Here is a 16,481-nt window from a genome sequence, read left to right as displayed (position 1 = left end):
TCACTCTAGCCAGTAGCCGCCCCTATGGATGCCAACCTCCGCAAAGCCGCCCTTGAATACCACGAGCACGGCCGTCCCGGCAAAATCTCGGTCACCCCGACCAAGCAGCTCACCAACCAACGCGATCTGGCCCTGGCGTACTCGCCCGGCGTGGCGGCGGCCTGTGAGGAAATCGTGGCGGACCCGGCCAACGTGTTCCGCTACACCGCGCGCGGCAATCTGGTGGGCGTGATCACCAACGGCACCGCGGTGCTGGGCCTGGGCAACATCGGCGCGCTGGCCTCCAAGCCGGTGATGGAAGGCAAGGCGGTGCTGTTCAAGAAGTTCGCCGGCCTGGACGTGTTCGACATCGAGATCAACGAAACCGACCCGGACAAGCTGGTCGAGATCATCGCCGGCCTGGAAGCCACCTTCGGCGGCATCAACCTGGAAGACATCAAGGCGCCGGAATGCTTCACGGTCGAGCGCAAGCTGCGCGAGCGCATGAAGATCCCCGTCTTTCACGATGACCAGCACGGCACCGCCATCTGTGTGTCGGCGGCCTTCATCAACGGCCTGAAGGTGGTGGGCAAGGACATCGACAAGGTCAAGGTGGTGACCTCCGGCGCCGGCGCGGCCGCGCTGGCCTGTCTGGACCTGATGGTGGACCTGGGCTTGCCGCTGGAAAACATCTGGGTCACCGACATCGAGGGCGTGGTGTACGAAGGCCGCACCACCTTGATGGACCCTGACAAGGCGCGCTTCGCGCAAAAGACCGACGCCCGCAAGCTGGCCGAAGTGATCGAGGGCGCGGACGTGTTCCTGGGCCTGTCGGCCGGCGGCGTGCTCAAGCCCGAGATGGTGGCCAAGATGGGGCCGCGTCCGCTGATCCTGGCGCTGGCCAATCCCACGCCGGAAATCCTGCCCGAACTCGCCCATTCCGTGCGCGACGACGTGGTGATGGCAACGGGCCGTTCGGACTACCCGAACCAGGTCAACAACGTGCTGTGCTTCCCGTACATCTTCCGCGGCGCGCTGGACGTGGGCGCGACGACCATCACGCGCGAGATGGAAAAGGCGGCGGTCTACGCCATCGCCGAACTGGCCGAGGAAGAGCAGAACGAAGTGGTGGCGGCCGCCTATGGCACCTTCGATATCTCGTTCGGCCCCGAGTACCTGATTCCCAAGCCCTTCGATCCGCGCCTGATCGTGCGCATCGCGCCGGCGGTGGCCAAGGCCGCCATGGAAGGCGGCGTGGCCACGCGCCCGCTGGCCGACCTGGAAGCCTACGAAGAGCAGCTGCAGCAGTTCGTCTACCACTCCGGCGCCTTCATGAAGCCGCTGTTCTCGGCGGCCAAGCGCATCGTGCGCGAGGGCGGTCCGGCCCGCATCGTGTTCGCCGAAGGCGAGGACGAGCGCGTGCTGCGCGCGGTGCAGGTGGTGGTGGACGAAGGCCTGGCCCGTCCCATCCTGGTGGGCCGCCCGTCGGTGCTGCTGACCCGCATCGAGAAGCTGGGCCTGCGCCTGCGTCTGGGTGAAGACGTCGAGGTCACCAACCCGGAATACGACGAGCGCTTCCACCAGTACTGGACCACGTACTGGGAACGCATGTGCCGCCGTGGCATCACCAAGGAAATGGCGCGCGTGGAAATGCGCCGCCGCATGACCCTGATCGGCGCGATGATGGTGCACCTGGGCGATGCCGACGGCATGGTCTGCGGTTCGGTCGGCGCCTATCACGACCACCTGCGCTTCATCGACGAAGTGATCGGCCGCCGGCCGGGCCGCAACGTCTACGCCGCCATGAACATCCTGCTGCTCAACGAGCGCACGGTGGTGCTGGTGGATACGCACGTCAACGACGAACCTACTGCCGAGCAGATCGCCGAGTTCACCATCGCCGCCGCCAAGGAAATGCAGCGCATGTTCCTGGCGCCCAAGGTGGCGCTGCTGTCGCGCTCGAACTTCGGCTCGGGCAGCTCGGCCTCGGGCGCCAAGATGCGCCGCGCGCTGGAACTGGTGCGCCAAGCCGAGCCGGAGCTGGAGATCGACGGCGAGATGCACGGCGACTGCGCGCTGGACGAGGCGCTGCGCCTGCGCATCCTGCCGTCCTCGACGCTCAAGGGCGAGGCCAATCTGCTGGTGTGCCCGAACGTGGATGCCGGCAACATCGCCTACAACCTGCTCAAGACGGCGGCCGGCGGCAACGTCGCGGTGGGCCCGTTCCTGCTGGGCGCCAACGCGCCGGTGCACATCCTGACCTCCAGCTCGACCGTGCGCCGCATCGTCAACATGACCGCGATGACTGTGGTCGATGCCAATACGCCACGTTGAAGTCACCAATGGCGGTCCGGCGTGCCCGCGCACGCCGACCGGCCTGGTCCTGACCGGGGGCGGCGCCCGCGCCGCCTACCAGGTCGGCGTGCTCAGCGCCATCATGGAGCTGCTGGACCCCGACTGGCATTCGCGTTTCAAGAATCCCTTCGACATCATCTGCGGCATGTCCGCCGGCGCCATCAACGCCGCCGCGCTGGCCTGCCGGGCCGAGCGGCCGCACCTGGGGGTGAGGCGCATCCGCCGCCTGTGGTCGTCGCTCAATACCGACATGATCTACCGGGCCGACGCGCCCGGCCTGATCCGCACCGGCGTGCGCTGGCTGGGCCTGCTGTCGCTGGGGTGGATGTATTCCGGCCTGACGCGCAAGCGGCCGCAGTCGCTGCTGGACAACAGCCCGATGCAGGCGCTGCTGGGCCGGGTGCTGGACTTCGGCCACCTGCAGTCCAGCCTGGAGAACGGCGCCTTGTCGGCGCTGGCCATCACGGCCTCGGGCTACACCAGCGGCGAGCACCTGACTTTCTACCAGGCACATACGCCGATCGAGCCCTGGCACCGCTACCTGCGGCTGGCCATCCCCACGCCGATCACGGTCGACCACCTGATGGCGTCGTCCGCCATTCCCTTCGTCTTTCCAGCCAGGCAGATCACGGTGCATGGCAAGGGTGAGTGGTGCGGCGATGGCTCCATGCGGCAGCTGGCGCCGATCAGCCCCGCCATCCACCTGGGCGCCCACCGGGTGCTGGTGATCGGCACCGGTTTTCGCGACGACACCCATCCGGAGCATCGCGAGGAATCGCCGCCATACCCCTCCCTGGCCCAGGTCGGCGGCCACGCCCTGTCCAGCATTTTCCTGGACGGACTGTCGATGGACGTCGAACGCCTGGAACGGATGAACTACCTGGTCGACCAGGTAGTTCCCCGGGAGGACGGCGAGCCGGTCGCCGTGCGCCGCATCCAGGTGCTGACGATTACCCCGAGCCGCTCCCTGGATTCCCTGGCGCTGGAGCACCTGGACGATATGCCGCCCCAGGCCCGTGCGCTTTTCCGCGTACTCGGTGTATCGTCCGACCCAAGCCGTCCGGGGGGCGGGGCGCTGATGTCCTACCTGTTGTTCGAGTCCAGCTACACCAAGCGATTGATCGAACTGGGTTATGCCGATACGATGCAGCGTAACGATGAAGTGATCGCCTTTTTCAAGGAGGCACAGGCATGACGCGCAATGCCCAATCTACCCTGCACAAGCAATTGAAGCGAGGTGGAGCGCTGGCCCATGACGGGCTGGACAAAAAGGCCGTGGTCGACGCCGCGCATGAGCTCGGCCTGGCACTGTTTGTGGCCAATTGCGACCCGGCCCGCAGCCGCTCCGCGGTGCTGCGCGCCATCGTCAAGGCGGTGGACTTCCCCGAGTATTTCGGCGGCAACCTCGACGCGCTCTACGACTGCCTGTGCGATACCGTGCTGGATCACAAGACGGGCGTGGTGCTGTGGCTGTACAAGTTGCATTCCGGCGACCCGGCGCTGGAGGAAGACGCCGCCCGTATCGAGTCGGTGTGCGCCGACGCCGCCGAATTCGCCCATGAGAATGGCCGCACGTTTGCGTATGTGGTGGAGCACGCGGGCAAGCACCCGGACCCGGAACCCGGCGTGGCCGCCGCGCCCTACGGCGAGAACGACTGAAGGTCCTGGCAGGGGCGCTTGCGCCGCCGGCCCGTGGGTCATCTGCCTGTCATGTCCCGGGGCGGGACGCCGATCACCAGCCGAGCAAGGCGCCGGCCGCTGAAATCAACGCCAATCCCGCCGTTTCCGTGCGCAGCACGCGCGGGCCGAACCTGACGGCCTGGACGCCCGCCTCGCGCGCCTGCGCCAGTTCCTTTTCCGACCAGCCCCCTTCGGGGCCGACCAGCAGCGTCAACGATTGCAGGTTCGGCGTGGCGCCGAGCCGGCCGGCCAGGTCGGCATCGGCGTCCGGATGACACAGCAGGCGCAGGCCGTCGGCCGGGAGGGCCAGCCAGTCGGCCAGCGTCACGGGGGCGTCGACCGCCATCAGCCGGTTGCGGCCGCACTGTTCGGCGGCCGACTGCGCGATACGCTGCCAGTGGGCCACCCGCTTTTCGAGCCGCGGGCCGGCCAGTTGCAGCACGCTGCGCTGCGCGGCGATGGGACAGAGCCGGGCGGCGCCCAGCTCCACGGCTTTTTCCACCACCCAGTCCATCTTGTCGCCGGCGGGCAGGCCCTGTACCAGGGTGATGCGGCCGGCCAGCTCGGCTTCGCGCGGGTCGAACGCGCCCAGCTGGGCGAAGCCGGCCTTGCCCTCGATTTCCAGCACCGCCGGGTATTCGCCGCCCTGGCCGTTGAACAGTGCCAGGGTTTCCCCCGCGCGCAGCCGCAGCACCCGGATGGCGTGGTGCGCCAGGGCCTCCGGCAGGGCGATGCGGGCGCCGGGGGACAGGGGAGCGTCGCAGAAGAAGCGAGGTGCGGACATGGATGTTGCGGTGGCGTACGGAAGACGGACGAGGGACCGGGCGCAGGCCCGGGGCGCGGCACCGGGCGGCTGCCCGGCGGCTCTGGGGGGGCCGTGGCCCCGTCACCTGAGCGCGTAGCCTACCATTTTGATGCCCCAGTCGATCAGGTTGGGGGCGCTGGACGCCAGTTGCAGCGTCAGCAGGGTCAGGAAGCCCACGGTCATTTTCTTGTCCAGCCGCAGCAGGTCGTGGCGCACCTCGGCCAGATCTTCGTGGGTGGCGAAACGCTTGAGTTCTTCGCGGGTGGGCAATTGCTTGAGTTCCTCGCGGGTGGGCAATTGCGCGACGATTTCGACGAGTCTGTCGAATTGTTCCTGGGCGGCGCGCCTGGCGATGTCGCGTTCGAGCTCGGCGCGTTCGCGGGCGAAGTCGGCGCGCGACAGGGCATAGGCCTGGAGCTCGGCGCGCGCTTCGTCCTGCGAGCGCTTGAGCAGGTCGGCCTCGCCCTGCAGGCGGGCGTGTTCCAGCGCCTGCGCCACCGCGATGGCGCGTTCCTCGCCGAGCGCGTTGCGCAGGGCCAGGATGCCGGCGGCGGGAATGGTGAAGCTCAACATGGCAATCATGATACGGATTCCGACATAGGGCTGTGCCAGGCCATCATGAATCTCGGACCGCCCCGCCGCAATTGTGGCAACTACGCCATGACATGGCTGTCTCCCCCCTGGGGGCTACCGCGATTCCGCGGCGGGCCATCGTCCATCTGGCGGACCCCGCCACCCGCCACCGGCCCGGCCATCCCCAGGTGTTAAAATCGTCTGCTTCGCAACCTACTCAACTGGCCCCCATTTCCTGCGTGGGCGCGCCAGCCTCAAAGAGCCTTCCGAATGAGCAATCCGACCGCCCCTAAACTTGCCTTGGCGGATGCCATCCGCGCCCTCGCGATGGATGCCGTGCAACAAGCGAACTCCGGGCACCCGGGCGCTCCCATGGGCATGGCGGAAATCGCCCAGGCCCTCTGGATCGGCAACCTGCGCCACAATCCCAAGGATCCCGCCTGGGCCAACCGCGACCGCTTCGTGCTGTCCAACGGCCACGGCTCGATGCTGATCTACGCGCTGCTGCACCTGACCGGCTACGACCTGCCGATCGAAGAACTGAAGAACTTCCGCCAACTGCATTCCAAGACGCCGGGCCACCCCGAAGTGGGCATCACGCCGGGCGTGGAAACCACCACCGGCCCGCTGGGCCAGGGCCTGGGCAACGCCGTCGGCATGGCGCTGGCCGAAGCGCTGCTGGCCGCCGAGTTCAACAAGCCCGGCCACACCATCGTCGATCACCACACCTACGCCTTCACCGGCGACGGCTGCCTGATGGAAGGCATCTCGCACGAAGTGTGCTCGCTGGCCGGCACGCTCAAGCTGTCCAAGCTGGTGGTGCTGTATGACGACAACGGCATCTCGATCGACGGCCACGTCGAGCACTGGTTCGCCGACGACACCGCCAAGCGCTTCGAGGGCTACGGCTGGAACGTCATCCGCGGCATCGACGGCCACGACGCCGCCGCGGTGGACGCCGCCATCAAGGCCGCCCGCGCGCAATCGGAAAAGCCCACGCTGATCGTGTGCCGCACCGTCATCGGCAAGGGTTCGCCCAACATGGCCGGCACCCACAACGTGCACGGCGCCCCGCTGGGCAAGGACGAGATCGCCGCCACCCGCGCCGCGCTGGGCTGGTCGGCCGAGCCGTTCCAGATCCCGCAGGACGTCTACGATGGCTGGGACGGCCGCAAGACCGGCGCCGCCGCGCAGGCGGAATGGCAGTCGGCGTTCGACGCCTACGCCGCCGAATTCCCGGCCGAGGCCGCCGAGTTCACCCGCCGCATGAAGGGCGAGCTGCCCGCCGGCTACGCCGACCAATTCAAGGCGTTCCTGAACGCCACGCTGGAAAAGGCCGAAACCGTCGCCACCCGCAAGGCTTCGCAGTTCGCGATCACGGCGCTGGCCGCCGCGCTGCCGGAAATGCTGGGCGGCTCGGCCGACCTGACCGGCTCCAATTTCACCGACTGGAAGGGCGTGGGCGCGGTGCGCGCCGGCGACAAGGGCATCCAGTTCGGCCGCCACATCAACTACGGCGTGCGCGAATTCGGCATGGCCGCCATCATGAACGGCGTGGCCCTGCATGGCGGCTACCTGCCGTTCGGCGGCACCTTCCTGACGTTCTCCGACTACTCGCGCAACGCCATCCGCATGGCCGCGCTGATGAAGCAGCGCGTGGTGCACGTGTTCACGCACGACTCCATCGGCCTGGGCGAAGACGGCCCGACCCACCAGTCGATCGAACACGCCGCCAGCCTGCGCCTGATCCCCAACCTGTCGCTCTGGCGTCCCTGCGACACGGCCGAAACCGCCGTGGCCTGGAACGCCGCCGTGACGCGCCCGGCCAGCATCGGCATGGACGTGCATGACGGCGGCCCGACGGCACTGTTGCTGTCGCGCCAGAACCTGCCGTTCGTGCAACGCGACGCCGCCACCGTGGACGCCATCGCCCGCGGCGGCTACGTGCTGCGCGACGCCGACGGCGCCCGCGCCGTGATCATCGCCACCGGTTCCGAAGTCGCCATCGCCCTGGACGCGCAAGCCCAGCTGGCCAAGGAAGGCATCGCGGTGCGCGTGGTGTCCATGCCGAGCACCGACGTGTTCGACAAGCAGGACGCCGCCTGGAAGCAATCGGTGCTGCCCAAGGGGCTGCCGCGCGTGGCCGTCGAGGCCGGCGTGACCGCCTTCTGGCACAAGTACGTGGGCCTGGAAGGCGCCGTGGTCGGCATCGACCGCTACGGCGAATCGGCCCCGGCGGGTGCGCTGTTCAAGTTCTTCGGGCTGACCGCCGACAAGGTGGCCGAGACCGTCAAGCAAGTTCTGTAAAAAAGGAGCCTAGTCATGACCATTCGCGTCGCCATCAACGGTTACGGTCGCATCGGCCGCAACATCCTGCGTGCCCACTATGAAGGTGGCAAGAAGCACGATATCGAAATCGTCGCCATCAACGACCTGGGCGATCCCAAGACCAACGCCCACCTGACCCGCTACGACACCGCCCACGGCAAGTTCCCGGGCACCGTCGAAGTCGACGGCGAGTACATGGTCGTCAACGGCGACAAGATCCGCGTGCTGGCCAACCGCAACCCGGCCGAACTGCCGTGGGGCGAGCTGAAGGTCGACGTGGTGCTGGAATGCACGGGCTTTTTCACCACCAAGGAAAAGGCCGGCGCGCACATCAAGGGCGGCGCCAAGAAGGTCATCATCTCGGCCCCGGGCGGCAAGGACGTTGACGCCACCGTCGTCTACGGCGTCAACCACGGCGTGCTGAAGTCGACCGACACCGTCATCTCGAACGCGTCGTGCACCACCAACTGCCTGGCCCCGCTGGTCAAGCCGCTGAACGACAAGCTGGGCCTGGAAAACGGCCTGATGACGACCGTCCACGCCTACACCAACGACCAGGTCCTGACCGACGTCTACCACGAAGACCTGCGCCGCGCCCGTTCGGCCACCATGAGCATGATCCCGACCAAGACCGGCGCCGCCGCCGCGGTCGGCCTGGTGCTGCCGGAACTGAACGGCAAGCTGGACGGCTACGCCATCCGCGTCCCGACCATCAACGTGTCGATCGTCGACCTGTCCTTCGTGGCCAAGCGCGACACGACCGTCGAGGAAGTGAACAGCATCCTGAAGGCCGCCTCGGAAGGCGAGCTCAAGGGCATCCTGGACTACAACACCGAACCCCTGGTCTCGGTGGACTACAACCACAACCCGGCCTCCAGCACCGTTGACGCGTCGCTGACCAAGGTCTCGGGCCGCCTGGTCAAGGTTTCGTCCTGGTACGACAACGAGTGGGGCTTCTCGAACCGCATGCTCGACACCACCGTCGCGCTGATGTCGGCCAAGTAAGCATCGCTGTCGAACCGAAGGGGACGAACAGGTTTTCCGCCACGGCGGAAAGCGGGTTCGTCCCCTTCGTTCGCCAACTCTAGGAGACGCAAAGCATTATGTCCAAGGTCAATACCCTGTCCGCGCTGGCCAAGGCCGGCGCCCTGTCCGGCAAGCGCGTGTTCATCCGCGCCGATCTGAACGTGCCGTTCGATGACGCCGGCCGCATTTCCGAAGACACCCGCATCCGCGCCTCGGTGCCCGGCATCCGCCTGGCGCTGGACGCTGGCGCCGCGGTGATGGTCACCTCGCACCTGGGCCGCCCGAAAGAGGGCGTGCTGACCGAGGCCGATTCGCTGGCCAAGGTCGGCCAGCGCCTGTCCGAACTGTTGGGCATGCCCGTGCCGCTGGTGCGGGACTGGGTCGACGGCGTCAAGGTCGAGCCGGGCCTGGTGGTGCTGCTGGAAAACTGCCGCGTCAACGTCGGCGAGAAGAAGGACGACGAGGCGCTGTCGCGCAAGATGGCGGCGCTGTGCGACGTCTACGTCAATGACGCCTTCGGCACGGCGCATCGCGCCGAGGCCACCACGCACGGCATCGCGCGCTTCGCGCCGGTGGCCTGCGCCGGTCCGCTGCTGGAGGCCGAGCTGGACGCGCTGGGCCGCGCGCTGCACGAGCCGAAGCGTCCGCTGGTGGCGATCGTTGGCGGCTCCAAGGTGTCGACCAAGCTGTCGATCCTGCAATCGCTGGCCGACAAGGTCGACCAGCTGGTGGTGGGCGGCGGCATCGCCAACACCTTCATGCTGGCCGCCGGGCTGCCGATCGGCAAGTCGCTGGCCGAGCCGGACCAGGTGGAGCAGGCGCGCGCCGTGATCGAGCTGATGAAGCAGCGCGGCGCGGATGTGCCGATCCCGGTGGACGTGGTGTGCGCCAAGGCGTTCGGCGCGGACGCCGAGGCCACCGTGAAGGCGGCCGATGAAGTCGCCGCCGACGACATGATCCTGGACATCGGCCCGCAGACCGCGCAGCAATTGGCCGAGATCCTCAAGCAGGCCGGCACCATCGTCTGGAACGGTCCGGTCGGCGTGTTCGAGTTCGACCAGTTCGCCAACGGCACCAAGGTGGTGGCGCAGGCGATCGCGGATTCCGAGGGCTTCTCGATCGCGGGCGGCGGCGACACGCTGGCCGCGATCGCCAAGTACGGCATCGGCGAGCAGGTCGGCTACATCTCGACTGGCGGCGGCGCGTTCCTGGAGTTCCTGGAAGGCAAGACCCTGCCGGCGGTGGCCGTGCTGCAAGAGCGGGCCAAGTAGTCTTTCCGCCCGCACGAGGAAAAGCCGCTCCTTTTGGAGCGGCTTTTTTCGTGGACCCGGGATCATACTGTCGGCCGTCGCCCGCGGGGACGCGGGTCGATGGGGCGTACGGATCGCCACGGCCACGAAATGCGGCCGCCGTGTTGCGCAGCGGCGCGGTCGGGTGGCGCTTATTCCATCTTCGCGCCCGACAGTTTCACGATGCCGGCGTAGCGATCGATCTCGGCGCGCATGAACGCGCCGAACTCGGCGGGCGTCTGGCCGGCGGGGACGATGGCGCCCATGGATTCCATGCGCTGGCGCATGGCGGGGTCGGCGGTGATGGCGTTGATGTCGCGGTTCAGGCGCGCGACGACGTCATCGGGCGTGCCGGCGGGGGCGACGATGCCGTACCAGGCCGAGGCATACATGTCGCTGACACCGGCTTCGGCGAAGGTGGGCACGTTCGGCAGGGCGGGCAGGCGCTGGCGCGAGGCGACCGCGAGGGCGCGCAGGGCGCCGGCCTGGACCTGGGCCAGCGAGCCGGTGTCGATCATCATGTCGACCTGGCCCGCGAGCAGGTCGGAGACCGCGGGGCCGCTGCCTTTGTAGGGAATGTGCAGGATGTCGACGCCGGTGCGGGCCTTGAACATGGCGCCGGCCAGGTGCTGCGACGATCCCACGCCACCCGAACCGTAGTTGAGCTTGCCGGGCGCGGCCTTGGCGGCGTCGACCAGCTGCCGCACGGACTGGTAGGGCGACTGCTTGGGCACTTCGAGGATGTTGGGGATCTCGGCGACGAAGGCCACCGGCGTGAAATCCTTGACCGGATCGAAACCCAGGCGCGCGTACAGGTGCGGGTTGGCGGCGTTGGTCGAACTGGTGGCGACCAGCAGGGTGTAGCCATCGGGTTTCTCGCGCACGAACGCGGCGGTGCCGATGTTGCCGCCGGCGCCGGCCTTGTTGTCGACGATGACGGTCTGGCCCAGGCGTTCGGTCAGGCGCTGGGCCAGCATCCGGCCCAAGGCGTCGGTGGCGCCCCCGGGAGGCCACGGCACCACCAGCTTGATGGGGCGTTCAGGGTAGGCCTGGGCGTGCGACAGGGCGGGAACGGCGGCGAACGCGGCCAGGGCGAGCGCGCTCGCGGCGCGGCGCAGGAAGGCGTGGGGCATGGAGTCTCCTGATGCGCGGTCCGGCGAGCGGCCGCGCTGTTGTCCGAGGGCCGCGCGGGCGGCTTCGGGGCGGCTGGGGGCCGCGTTTGTTGTGTCCAGCACTCTACGCAATCCCTTCCTTGATAAAAAGGGATAAATATTTAAGGAATTTCATTCCTTTTTGGAATGATGGTCCGAGTCCAGGCACGGCGGCACAGCGGCACCGTTTGATTTACCCGCGGTTTCAGGAACGTAGACTGGTGTAGGCTTGGCGCTCGTCCGCGCCGCGGTTTCCTTCCCCCTTTGTTCCTCTGCCCCGCAGTCCCATGAATCTACGATTTCTCCCTGGCCTGAACAATTTCCGGGGCATCACCCGGGAGTCCGCCGGCCGCGACATCGCCGCGGGCCTGAGCGTGGCCGCGGTGGCGCTGCCGGTGGGGCTGGCCTACGCCGCGATGATGGGCGTGCCGCCCGTGGCGGGGCTGTGGGCGGCCATCGCGGGCATGCTGGGGTACGCGCTGTTCGGGTCGTCGCGCACGCTGATCGTGGGGCCGGACACGGCCACCTGCACCCTGATCGCGGCCACCCTGACGGGCATGGCGCTGACCACGCCCGAAGACCGCCTGGCGGCGGCGACCAGCATCGCGCTGACGGTCGGGGCGGGCTGCCTGATTGCGCGGGTGCTGCGCCTGGGCGTGCTGGCCAACCTGCTGTCGCGGCCGGTGCTGATCGGCTACATGGCGGGCGTGGCGGTGACGCTGGCGCTGTCGCAACTGAGCGGCCTGACCGGCGTGGGGCTGCGCAACAGCGGGCTGGTGCATCCGTTCCTGGAGCTGTCGCGGCGCGTGTCGGAAATCCGCATTCCGACGTTGTGCCTGGGGCTGGCGTCGTGCCTGCTGCTGGTGGCGATCAAGCGCTGGCGGCCGACCTGGCCGGGGCCGATCATGCTGGTGGTGGGCGCCTGTCTGCTGTCGTGGCTGTTCGATTTTCCCAGCCTTGGCATCGCGGTGGTGGGCGAGGTGCCGGCGGGCCTACCGGCGCTGCGGCTGCCCGTGCGGCTCGACGGCGTGGACAACATCCTGCTGGGCGCGGCGGGCGTGCTGGTGGTGAGTTTTTCCAGCGGCATCGTGACCGCGCGCAGCTTCGCCGCGCGCACCGGCGAACACGTCGATCCGAACCGGGAACTGGTCGGCTTCGGCGCGGCCAACGTGGCGGCCGGACTGTTCCAGGGCTTCGTGGTGACGGGGGCCGATTCGCGCACGGCGGTGGGCCTGGCCGCGGGCGGCTCGTCGCCATTGGTGGGCGTGAGCGCGGCGGTGGCGCTGGCCGTCGTGGTGGGCCTGCTGAGCGCGCCGCTCTATTGGCTGCCGCAGGCGGTGCTGTCGGCGATCCTGCTGCTGGCGGCCGCCAGCCTGTTCGACGGCCAGGCCTTCATGCGGCTGGCGCGCATTTCACGCATCGAGCTGGCCTTCGGCATCCTGGCGGCCGTCGGCGTGGTGGGTTTCGGCGTGCTGCAGGGCGTGGCGGTGTCGGTCGGCGCCACGCTGCTGTACGCCATGTATGTTTCCGGCAACCCGCGCGATGCCCTGCTGGGCCGCCTGCCGGGCGAATCGGTGCTGGGCAAGATGCACCTGAACCCGCAGGCGCAGCCGGTGCCCGGCGCGGTGATCTGGCTGTTCGAATCGTCGGTGTGGTTCTTCAATGCGGATGCGTTCCGGCGCCGCGCGCGCGAGATCATCGAGCAGGCTGGCGACATCACCTGGTTCGTGCTTGACGCCGAGGCCATGACGCAGGCCGACGCCGACGCCATCGAAGCGTTGTACGAACTGCGGCGCGAGCTGCGCGACCGCGGCATGGTGCTGTTGGTGGCCGGCGGCCACGGGCAGTTCCGCATGGCGCTTGAGCGCTCGGGCCTGGCCGAGCGCATCGGCCGCGACAAGATCTTCCCTTCGCCCGAACAGGCGGTCGAGGCGATCGAGCGCTGGCGCCAGGGGCCGGCGCCGGCCACGCTGTCCTGAACGTTCTGGCGGGCGAGGTCGCCGCCGCGTTGGGCCGCCGCCCGCGCCGATCCGGGGGCGCTACCCGGCCTCGTCGCGCCACCGCGTGCGCCGTGGCGCGGCCTCAATCGATGATGTGATAGCCGCCGTCGATGTACAGCGTTTGCCCGGTCATGCGGCGGGCGGCGTCGGTGGCGAGCCAGGCGGTGGCTTCGCCGACGTCGTCGATGGAGACCAGGCTGCGCGCCGGCGCCTTGGCCTGGGCGCGGTCGAGCAGCGCGTCGAATTCGGCGATGCCCGAGGCCGCGCGGGTCTTGAGCGGCCCGGGTGAAATCGCATGCACGCGGATGCCCTGCGGGCCGAGTTCGGCCGCCAGGTAGCGGGTGGCCGATTCCAGCGCGGCCTTCACGGGACCCATCATGTTGTAGTGTTCGACCACCATCTGCGAGCCGTAGTAGCTCATGCAGAACAGCGCGCCCCCGCCGGGCATCAGCGGCTCTGCCAGCTTGGCCATGCGGATGAACGACCAGCACGACACATCCATGGCCGTCAGGAAGCCGGCGCGCGAGCAGTCCGTGACGCGGCCGTGCAGGTCGTCGCGCGGGGCGTAGGCGATGGAATGCAGCACGAAATCCAGGCCGCCCCATTCGGCGGCGATGCGCTCGAACACCGCCTCCAGCTCGCCCTCGCGCAGCAGGTCCAGCGGCATCAGCAGGGACGCGTCCACCTGGCGCGCCAGCGGCTCGACGTGCGGGCGGGCCTTGTCGTTCAGGTAGGTCACGGCCAGTTCCGCGCCCATGGCGCGGAACGCCTTGGCGCAGCCCCAGGCGATGGAGTCGGCGTTGGCGATGCCGGTGACCAGGCCGCGCTTGCCGGCAAGAGGGAGGGCGGCGCTCATCGTTGTTTCACCAGGGCCAGGGTGTGTTGGGCGATGATCAGCTCTTCATTGGTGCGCACCACGTACACGCCGATGCGGCTGTCGTCGCTGGAAATGCGCGGCCCGTGATGCGCGTTGCGGTCGGGGTCGAGCTTGATGCCGAGCCAGCCCCAATGCTCGCTGATGGCCTGGCGGATCTCGGCCGAGTTTTCGCCGACGCCGGCGGTGAAGACGATGGCGTCGATGCCGTTCATGGCGCAACCCAGGCCGATCATGCCTTCGGCCACGCGCCAGGCGAAGTACTTCAGCGCCAGCCTGGCCGACGGCGCGTCGCTGGCCAGCAGCTCGCGCATGTCGTTGCTGATGCCCGACAGGCCCTTCATGCCGCAGTCGTGGTACAGCACGTGCTCGATGTCGTCGTGCGACATGCCCTGTTCCATCATCCACAGCACCACGCCGGCATCCAGCCGGCCCGGCCGCGTGCCCATCGGCAGGCCTTCGAGCGCGGTGAAGCCCATGGTGCTGTCGACGCTCTTGCCCTGGTGCATGGCGCAGGCCGACACGCCCGAACCCAGGTGCGCCGCGATGATCCTGCCCATGGCGATCTCGGGCAGCGCCTGGCGCAGCCGCTGCGCGATGTATTCGTACGACAGGCCGTGAAAGCCATAGCGCCGCACGCCCTGCTGGTACAGATGCTCGGGCAGGGCGTAGCGGTCGGCCACGTCCGAATGGCTGCGGTGGAACGCGGTGTCGAAGCAGGCCACCTGGGGAATCCACGGGCGCCGCTCGCGGATCACGCGGATCGGCGCCAGGTTGTTGGGCTGGTGCAGCGGCGCCAGCGGCGTGAAGGTGTCCAGTTTGGCGAGGATGGCGTCATCGATCAGCACCGGCTCGGCCAGGTCGGGGCCGCCGTGCACCACGCGATGGCCCACCGCCAGCGGCGCGCCGCCCAGGTGACCGCTAAGCCAGGTGCCGACCACCTCCTGGCCGTTGGGCACATCGGGCGCGTGGCTGGGCGCGATGTCGCGTTCCACCAGCGTCTGGCCGGCGGCGTCGCGCACCCGCAGGCGCGGATGGCTGGTGCCGATGCCTTCGAGCTGGCCGCCCAGGCGCGGCGCCAGCGCCTGTTTGCCGTCGATGTCGTACAGGTAGAACTTGATGCTGGAACTGCCGGCGTTGATGACGAGAATGGTGTCGGACATGGAGTCGATCGCCTCTTGATGCAAGGGACAAGGCAGGGCCGGGGCCCCGCCGCTCATTCACGGCCTGTCGGCCGGCCCTAGGCCAGCGGACGCGCCTGCTGCGTGGCCAGGTGGTGCGCGTAGATCGCCGCCACCGCGCACGACGCCAGGCGCGAGCGCGGGCTGTCGGCGCGGCTGGTCAGGATGATGGGCACGCGCGCGCCCAGCACGATGCCGGCGGCCTCGGCGTTGGCCAGGAAGGTCAGGTTCTTGGCCAGCATGTTGCCGGCTTCCAGATCGGGCACCACCAGCACCTGGGCCACGCCCGCCACCAGCGAGCGGATGCCCTTGATGCGGGCGGCATCGGGGCTGATGGCGTTGTCCAGCGCCAACGGGCCGTCCAGCACGCCGCCGGCGATCTGGCCGCGGTCGGCCATCTTGCACAGCGCGGCGGCCTCGATGGTGCTGGGGATGCTGGGCGTGACCTGCTCGACCGCCGACAGGATCGCCACGCGCGGCTCGCCCAGGCCCAGGCCGTGGTGCAGGTCGATCACGTTGCGGATGATGTCGGCCTTGGTTTCCAGGTCCGGGAAGATATTGATGGCCGCGTCGGTGATGAACAGCGGCTCGGCGTAGGTCGGCACTTCCATGATGAACACATGGCTGATGCGGCGGCCGCTGCGCAGCCCGGTGGCGCGCGCCACCACTTCGTGCATCAGCTCGTCGGTGTGCAGGCTGCCCTTCATCAGCAGCGAGGCCTCGCCGCCGCGCACCAGCGCCACGGCGGTCTCGGCCGCGGCGTGGCTGTGCGGCGCATCGACGATGCGGGCATCGCCCAGATTCAGCCTGTACTGCGCGGCCGTGTCGCGGATCTTGTGTTCCGGGCCCACCAGGATGGGACGCAGCAGGCCCAGGTCACGCGCTTCCAGCGCGGCCGACAGCGACGGCTCGTCGCAGGGATGGGCGATAGCGCAGGCCGCGGGCGCCAGGGTCTGGGCGCGCGCGATTAGTTTGTCGTAGTGCGTGGAGGTGGGCAGGCTCATTCCGGTTTGGCCTTGGCGGTGGCGGGTTTGCGGACGCGCGCGGGCGCGGGCTTTCTGGCGGCCGTTTTTCCAGCCGCGGCAGCCTTGACGGCAGTCTGCGGCGTGGACTTGGCGGCGGCCAGGTTAGCGGCGGCGCGGCGGGGGGAAGTCGCGGGCGCCGCGTCCCCGGCCGAGGTCGCGGCAATGCGTTTGGCCGCGGCCGGCTTCCTGGCGGCAGGCTTGCCCCCGCTGGACGG

The 16,481-nt window shown here is 68.8% G+C and carries 12 protein-coding genes and 2 pseudogenes; 7 read left to right on the top strand and 7 right to left on the bottom strand.

Going from position 1 to position 16,481, the window contains the following annotated elements:
* Window positions 1-24: 24 nt before the first annotated feature.
* The 3 genes from AruCF_RS19925 to AruCF_RS19915 are packed head-to-tail and all read left to right on the top strand — an operon-like array spanning window position 25 to window position 3,993.
* On the top strand, window positions 25-2,313 hold the full coding sequence (locus AruCF_RS19925; RefSeq protein WP_049075581.1) for an NADP-dependent malic enzyme: 2,289 nt from the start codon (window positions 25-27) through the stop codon (window positions 2,311-2,313).
* Window positions 2,294-3,529: a patatin-like phospholipase family protein gene (locus AruCF_RS19920; RefSeq protein WP_080977470.1), complete on the top strand. Its 1,236-nt coding sequence runs from the start codon at window positions 2,294-2,296 to the stop codon at window positions 3,527-3,529. The genes AruCF_RS19925 and AruCF_RS19920 overlap by 20 nt, the downstream gene beginning before the upstream one ends.
* Window positions 3,526-3,993, top strand: coding sequence for a barstar family protein (locus AruCF_RS19915; protein ID WP_006385613.1), 468 nt, complete (start codon window positions 3,526-3,528; stop codon window positions 3,991-3,993). The genes AruCF_RS19920 and AruCF_RS19915 overlap by 4 nt, the downstream gene beginning before the upstream one ends.
* Window positions 3,994-4,066: 73 nt before the next feature.
* Here AruCF_RS19915 and AruCF_RS19910 read toward each other — a convergent pair whose 3' ends face one another.
* Together AruCF_RS19910 and AruCF_RS19905 are read right to left on the bottom strand one after the other, a co-directional pair.
* Window positions 4,067-4,798, bottom strand: a complete 732-nt coding sequence (locus tag AruCF_RS19910) for a 16S rRNA (uracil(1498)-N(3))-methyltransferase (RefSeq protein ID WP_049075579.1) — start codon at window positions 4,796-4,798, stop codon at window positions 4,067-4,069.
* A gap of 102 nt (window positions 4,799-4,900) precedes the next feature.
* On the bottom strand, window positions 4,901-5,401 hold the full coding sequence (locus AruCF_RS19905) for a hypothetical protein (RefSeq protein WP_049075577.1): 501 nt from the start codon (window positions 5,399-5,401) through the stop codon (window positions 4,901-4,903).
* 261 nt (window positions 5,402-5,662) lie between these two features.
* Here AruCF_RS19905 and tkt point away from each other — a divergent pair, with 261 nt between their 5' ends.
* From tkt to AruCF_RS19890, 3 genes are all read left to right on the top strand, one after another.
* On the top strand, window positions 5,663-7,699 hold the full coding sequence (tkt, locus tag AruCF_RS19900; RefSeq protein WP_054501005.1) for a transketolase: 2,037 nt from the start codon (window positions 5,663-5,665) through the stop codon (window positions 7,697-7,699).
* Between the two features lie 15 nt (window positions 7,700-7,714).
* Window positions 7,715-8,725: a type I glyceraldehyde-3-phosphate dehydrogenase gene (gene gap / locus AruCF_RS19895; protein ID WP_049075573.1), complete on the top strand. Its 1,011-nt coding sequence runs from the start codon at window positions 7,715-7,717 to the stop codon at window positions 8,723-8,725.
* A gap of 98 nt (window positions 8,726-8,823) precedes the next feature.
* Window positions 8,824-10,017 (top strand): phosphoglycerate kinase, encoded by a 1,194-nt coding sequence (locus AruCF_RS19890; protein WP_049075572.1) that lies wholly within the window; start codon window positions 8,824-8,826, stop codon window positions 10,015-10,017.
* A 170-nt stretch (window positions 10,018-10,187) separates the two neighbouring features.
* On the opposite strand, the gene AruCF_RS19885 is transcribed toward AruCF_RS19890, so the two are convergent.
* Window positions 10,188-11,168 (bottom strand): Bug family tripartite tricarboxylate transporter substrate binding protein, encoded by a 981-nt coding sequence (locus AruCF_RS19885; protein WP_049075569.1) that lies wholly within the window; start codon window positions 11,166-11,168, stop codon window positions 10,188-10,190.
* Between the two features lie 305 nt (window positions 11,169-11,473).
* Between AruCF_RS19885 and AruCF_RS19880 the strand changes: the two genes are divergently transcribed.
* Window positions 11,474-13,165 carry a SulP family inorganic anion transporter gene (locus AruCF_RS19880; RefSeq protein WP_080977469.1) on the top strand — a complete coding sequence of 564 codons (1,692 nt, stop codon included), beginning with the start codon at window positions 11,474-11,476 and terminating at the stop codon, window positions 13,163-13,165.
* A 103-nt stretch (window positions 13,166-13,268) separates the two neighbouring features.
* Here AruCF_RS19880 and fabI read toward each other — a convergent pair whose 3' ends face one another.
* The 4 genes and pseudogenes from fabI to AruCF_RS29985 form a co-directional block, all read right to left on the bottom strand.
* The gene (fabI, locus tag AruCF_RS19875) at window positions 13,269-14,042 is read right to left on the bottom strand and encodes an enoyl-ACP reductase FabI (RefSeq protein WP_049075567.1); all 774 of its coding nucleotides are present in this window, start codon (window positions 14,040-14,042) and stop codon (window positions 13,269-13,271) included.
* Window positions 14,039-15,223 carry an acetate/propionate family kinase gene (locus AruCF_RS19870; RefSeq protein ID WP_049075565.1) on the bottom strand — a complete coding sequence of 395 codons (1,185 nt, stop codon included), beginning with the start codon at window positions 15,221-15,223 and terminating at the stop codon, window positions 14,039-14,041. The genes fabI and AruCF_RS19870 overlap by 4 nt, the downstream gene beginning before the upstream one ends.
* Before the next feature lie 77 nt (window positions 15,224-15,300).
* A pseudogene (locus AruCF_RS19865) lies at window positions 15,301-16,251 on the bottom strand (phosphate acetyltransferase); the annotation flags it as partial.
* A pseudogene (locus AruCF_RS29985) lies at window positions 16,242-16,481 on the bottom strand (hypothetical protein); the annotation flags it as partial. The pseudogenes AruCF_RS19865 and AruCF_RS29985, both read right to left, overlap by 10 nt.

Origin of the sequence: Achromobacter ruhlandii (assembly GCF_002082135.1) — a bacterium.
In the GTDB taxonomy this organism is placed as follows: domain Bacteria; phylum Pseudomonadota; class Gammaproteobacteria; order Burkholderiales; family Burkholderiaceae_B; genus Achromobacter; species Achromobacter ruhlandii.
Note: the sequence above shows the minus strand (reverse complement) of the source record. Positions and strands in the feature narration are given on the sequence as shown.